This is a genomic window from bacterium (assembly GCA_037131655.1).
In the GTDB taxonomy this organism is placed as follows: Bacteria; Armatimonadota; Fimbriimonadia; order Fimbriimonadales; family JBAXQP01; genus JBAXQP01.
On record JBAXQP010000229.1, the window covers coordinates 1 to 4,414 of the forward strand.

A 4,414-nucleotide genomic window follows, 5' to 3' on the forward strand; every position below is an offset into this window, starting at 1 on the left:
GTAATATAGCTTGGAAGACATAAGAAATCGATATAGGAGGTCGTCAAAAGGTATGGCAGCAGTCGGCAAAGTTGTTCAAGTGCAAGGTCCTGTGGTGGATTGCAGGTTTCAACCTGATACACTCCCAGGCATCCTAAACGCCGTTCGAATTGAGGACCCTGAAAAGAGTATTAACGTGACCTGCGAGGTAGCGCAGCATCTGGGTGATGATGTCGTTAGATGTATCGCTCTTGCCTCTACCGACGGTCTTGTTCGTGGGATGGATGTAATTGATAGCGGTGGCCCGATTACCGTTCCTGTTGGCGAAGGGACGCTAGGTCGTATGTTCAACTTGTTAGGTGAACCGGTCGATGGTAAAGGCCCTGTTCAAATAGAAAAGCGCATGCCCATCCATCGCAAACCCCCGAAATTCGATGAGCAGAGTGTTAAAGTCGAGATTCTCGAAACCGGCCTCAAAGTTGTTGACCTTCTTGTCCCATTTAATAAGGGCGGCAAGATTGGCCTCTTCGGAGGCGCCGGCCTTGGCAAAACGGTTCTTATTCAAGAATTAATCCGCAACATTGCAACAGAGCACAAAGGAGTTTCCGTCTTCGCCGGTGTAGGCGAGCGGACGCGCGAAGGGAACGACCTATATCGGGAAATGACAGAGTCTGGTGTTATTAAACAGACTGCGATGGTTTTTGGCCAGATGAATGAACCGCCAGGTGCGCGTTTACGTGTTGGGCTAACCGCTTTGACTATGGCGGAGTATTTCCGCGATGAAGCGAATCAGGACGTACTTATCTTCATCGATAATATCTTCCGCTTTGTTCAGGCAGGTTCCGAAGTATCGGCGCTACTTGGTCGTATGCCGAGCGCTGTCGGTTACCAGCCGACACTTGCAACCGAAATGGGTGACCTGCAAGAACGAATTACATCGACTCAAAAAGGTTCTGTAACTTCTGTCCAGGCGATTTACGTGCCTGCGGATGACCCGACCGATCCCGCCCCTGCCACAACGTTCGCATTCCTCGATGCTTACGTTTATCTGGAGCGCCGAATTGCTGAAAAGGCGATTTATCCTGCGGTCGACCCGCTTGCATCGACATCAAAGAACCTTGACCCGCATATCGTGGGCGAAGAGCATTATGAGGTTGCCCGAAACGTTCAACAGATACTGCAGCGCTATCGTGAGCTTCAGGATATCATCTCCATCCTCGGCATCGATGAGCTCTCAGATGATGACAAGCAAATCGTTAATCGAGCGCGAAAGCTGGAACGGTTCCTGTCTCAGCCGAACTTTGTCGCTGAGCAGTTCACAGGTAACCCTGGCCGATACGTTTCTGTGCAAGACACCGTAAGTTCGTTCAAGGGAATTATCGAAGGCAAATATGATGACTTGCCTGAGCAAGCGTTTTACATGTGCGGCGGCATCGAAGATGTCCTTGCAAAGGCTGAGGCGTTTAAAGCTTAACGGGAGATTGATCGAATGGCACGTGAATTTAAAATCTCCATCGTTAGCCCTGATAGGACTGTAGTTGACGAGCTTGCAGTCTCGGTCATTGCGCCCGGTATTCAAGGCTATCTTGGCATACTCGCCGGGCACGAACCCCTCATCACCGAGCTGGCAACTGGCATTATCACTTATCGCCGACCTGATAACTCAGATGAGAATGTGGCTGTCAGCGGGGGTTGTCTAGAAGTTTCTGAAGGTCAAGTGATTGTTCTTGCTGATACTGCCGAGCGAGCTTCCGATATCGATATTGCACGAGCAGAAATGGCTGCTGATAGAGCGCGTGATCGTTTACTTGGTCGAGAACCTGGAACCAATCTTGAACGCGCTAACCTATCTTTGGTACGAGCCATCAACCGCGTACGTGTAGTTGGGGGACGTCGCTAGTTTCTCAATAATCTGATTTTTAAACCTTCATTTAACCTTCCCTGATCTATTCAGGGGAGGTATAACATTTTTTATTCCCAAGACTAATCGGGTATTGTTCTTTATGAAAAAAGTGCAAAATCCTCTGATTTAATCACACTACTTGCCATGCAGGCTAAGTACACTTAGGGTGAAAGAGAGAGGCCAACATGGAAGGAATTACCTCCCCAAAAGGGTTTAAAGCGGCGGGAGTACGGTGCGGTATTAAAACTCGCGGGAAAGACCTTGCGATGATCGTATCCGACTATCCGGCATCTTGTGCGGGTGTTTTTACGACAAATCGAGTGCAGGCTGCCTCGGTAGTCTATTCGCGAGAAGTGGTTTCTCAGGGTCGAATGCGTGCGATTGTTGTCAATAGCGGATGCGCCAATTGCTGCACAGGCCAACAGGGTGAGGCCAATAATAGGCGGATGGCTATTCTAGCCTCCGAAGTTCTTGATATACCTAGCCATGAAATCGCTATCGCTTCAACTGGTGTTATCGGCGCACAATTGCCGATGAATCAGGTCGAAACAGGAATACGACAAGCCGCCCGTTTATTAACACGCGAAGCTGGTGGTAACGAGGCGGCTGAAGCAATCATGACAACTGATTTGGCTCCTAAAAAAGCTGCTTCTGCCTTCGAGATAGAGGGCAATTGGGTGAGGATCGGCGGCATCGCCAAAGGCAGCGGAATGATTGCTCCCAATATGGCAACAATGTTGGCTTTTCTAACAACCGATGCCTTGATAAGCCCTGCGCTGCTTCAGAACGCCCTTGCCTCAGCCACTGACCGCAGTTTCAACTGCATGACCGTTGATGGCGATACAAGTACAAACGATAGCCTGATAATTATGGCAAATGGCGCAAGCAAGGCTAAGATTGAGCCCGACACGCCGGCTTATGAAGAGTTCTATAACACCCTCGAAACGGTTTGCATATCACTAGCAAAACAGGTCGCACGAGATGGCGAGGGCGCTACCAAACTAATTGAGATATTGGTGAAGGGCGCTCCAAGCCAGATGGATGCGCGAAAAGTTGGCAAGACAATCGGCGAGTCGCCATTAGTGAAAACCGCAATGTTTGGTTCCGATCCAAATTGGGGCCGTATTATGGCAGCCGCCGGTCGAAGTGGGGTAACGTTCGATCCAGATGACGCCACTCTCGATATCGTTGGCTCACGAGTTTTCGAGTACGGTCAACCCACGAGTTTTAATGAAGCTGAAGTATCTCAGATGCTGAGACGTCCTGAAGTCAGCATCGTCCTAGACCTAGGCGCAGGCCAAGACGAAGCCACTGTCTGGACCTGCGACCTGAGTATGGATTATATACGAATTAACGCTGATTATAGAACGTAAAAGGCTGATAGCTTTTAAGCTATATTTGAAAGAGGTGGTTACCATTTTGCCGCATGATCCGGGTGCACAGGCTGAAGTTTTAATACAGGCGATGCCTTATATTCGCCGCTATCGTGGCAAAACTGTCGTCATTAAATACGGCGGGGCGGCGATGGTGGACGAGTCGATGCGAGCGGGAGTAATGCAGGACCTCGTCTTGCTTCATTATGTGGGCATTCAGCCGATCCTCGTCCATGGCGGTGGGCCTGAAATTAACGAGGCCATGGGGAAATTCGGCAAAGTCCCGCAATTTATCCAAGGCTTGCGGGTAACCGATGCCGAAACGATGGAAATTGTCGAGATGGTGCTGACCGGCAAGACGAATAAAGCTCTCGTGAGCGAGATTCACCGACAGGGCGGTCAAGCAGTCGGACTATCTGGCAAAGATGGCAATATGCTTGTTGCCCGAAAAGTTGAAGGCGAAGTTGATTTGGGTTTTGTCGGCGAGATCGTCAAAGTTAATCCCCATGTCATCAATGCCCAGATAGCTGCGGAGTATATCCCTGTTATTAGTTCTGTAGCGGTCGGTGATAATGGTGAAAGCTACAACGTAAATGCCGATCATGTTGCCGGAGCAATTGCAGTCGCTCTAAAGGCAGAAAAATTGATATTACTCACGGATGTGCCCGGGGTGCTTAGTAATAAAGACGACCCCCAATCGCTCATCTCAGTGCTTACCATAGCTGAAGCAAAGAAAATGATTCAGAATAAGAAGGTCGATAAGGGCATGACCCCTAAATTGGATGCGTGTCTAACGGCTGTGAATGGCGGAGTCGATCGAGCGCATATTTTGGATGGCCGCATGCCGCATGCGATTTTAATTGAAGTGTTTACCGATTGTGGAATAGGAACGATGATCCGAGGTTAATTAGATGAAATCTTGTACAGATGTTGAAATGATACGAGCTTGGAATGATGCAAATGTGATGTCAACCTATATGCGTCCTGAGCCTTTATTTGTGAGGGGACAGGGAACGCGTCTTTGGGATTCCAAAGGGAAGTCCTACCTTGATTTCGTATCTGGTATCGCGGTCTGCAGCGTTGGCCATTGCCATCCGAAGCTTAGTCAAGCAATCGCCGAGCAGGCGGCAGCGCTTATTCATGTTAGCAACCTCTACCT

The 4,414-nt window shown here is 49.3% G+C and carries 5 protein-coding genes; all 5 read left to right on the forward strand.

Annotation, left to right across the window (positions count from 1 at the left end; all coding sequences use genetic code 11):
- The first annotated feature begins 52 nt into the window (after positions 1 to 52).
- The gene (atpD, locus tag WCO51_10140) at positions 53 to 1,453 is read left to right on the forward strand and encodes a F0F1 ATP synthase subunit beta (GenBank protein ID MEI6513618.1); all 1,401 of its coding nucleotides are present in this window, start codon (positions 53 to 55) and stop codon (positions 1,451 to 1,453) included.
- Between the two features lie 15 nt (positions 1,454 to 1,468).
- On the forward strand, positions 1,469 to 1,879 hold the full coding sequence (gene atpC, locus WCO51_10145) for an ATP synthase F1 subunit epsilon (protein MEI6513619.1): 411 nt from the start codon (positions 1,469 to 1,471) through the stop codon (positions 1,877 to 1,879).
- 188 nt (positions 1,880 to 2,067) lie between these two features.
- On the forward strand, positions 2,068 to 3,255 hold the full coding sequence (gene argJ / locus WCO51_10150; GenBank protein MEI6513620.1) for a bifunctional glutamate N-acetyltransferase/amino-acid acetyltransferase ArgJ: 1,188 nt from the start codon (positions 2,068 to 2,070) through the stop codon (positions 3,253 to 3,255).
- 91 nt (positions 3,256 to 3,346) lie between these two features.
- On the forward strand, positions 3,347 to 4,162 hold the full coding sequence (argB, locus tag WCO51_10155; GenBank protein ID MEI6513621.1) for an acetylglutamate kinase: 816 nt from the start codon (positions 3,347 to 3,349) through the stop codon (positions 4,160 to 4,162).
- A 4-nt stretch (positions 4,163 to 4,166) separates the two neighbouring features.
- On the forward strand, positions 4,167 to 4,414 hold a 248-nt coding region (locus tag WCO51_10160), incomplete at its 3' end, for an aminotransferase class III-fold pyridoxal phosphate-dependent enzyme (GenBank protein MEI6513622.1).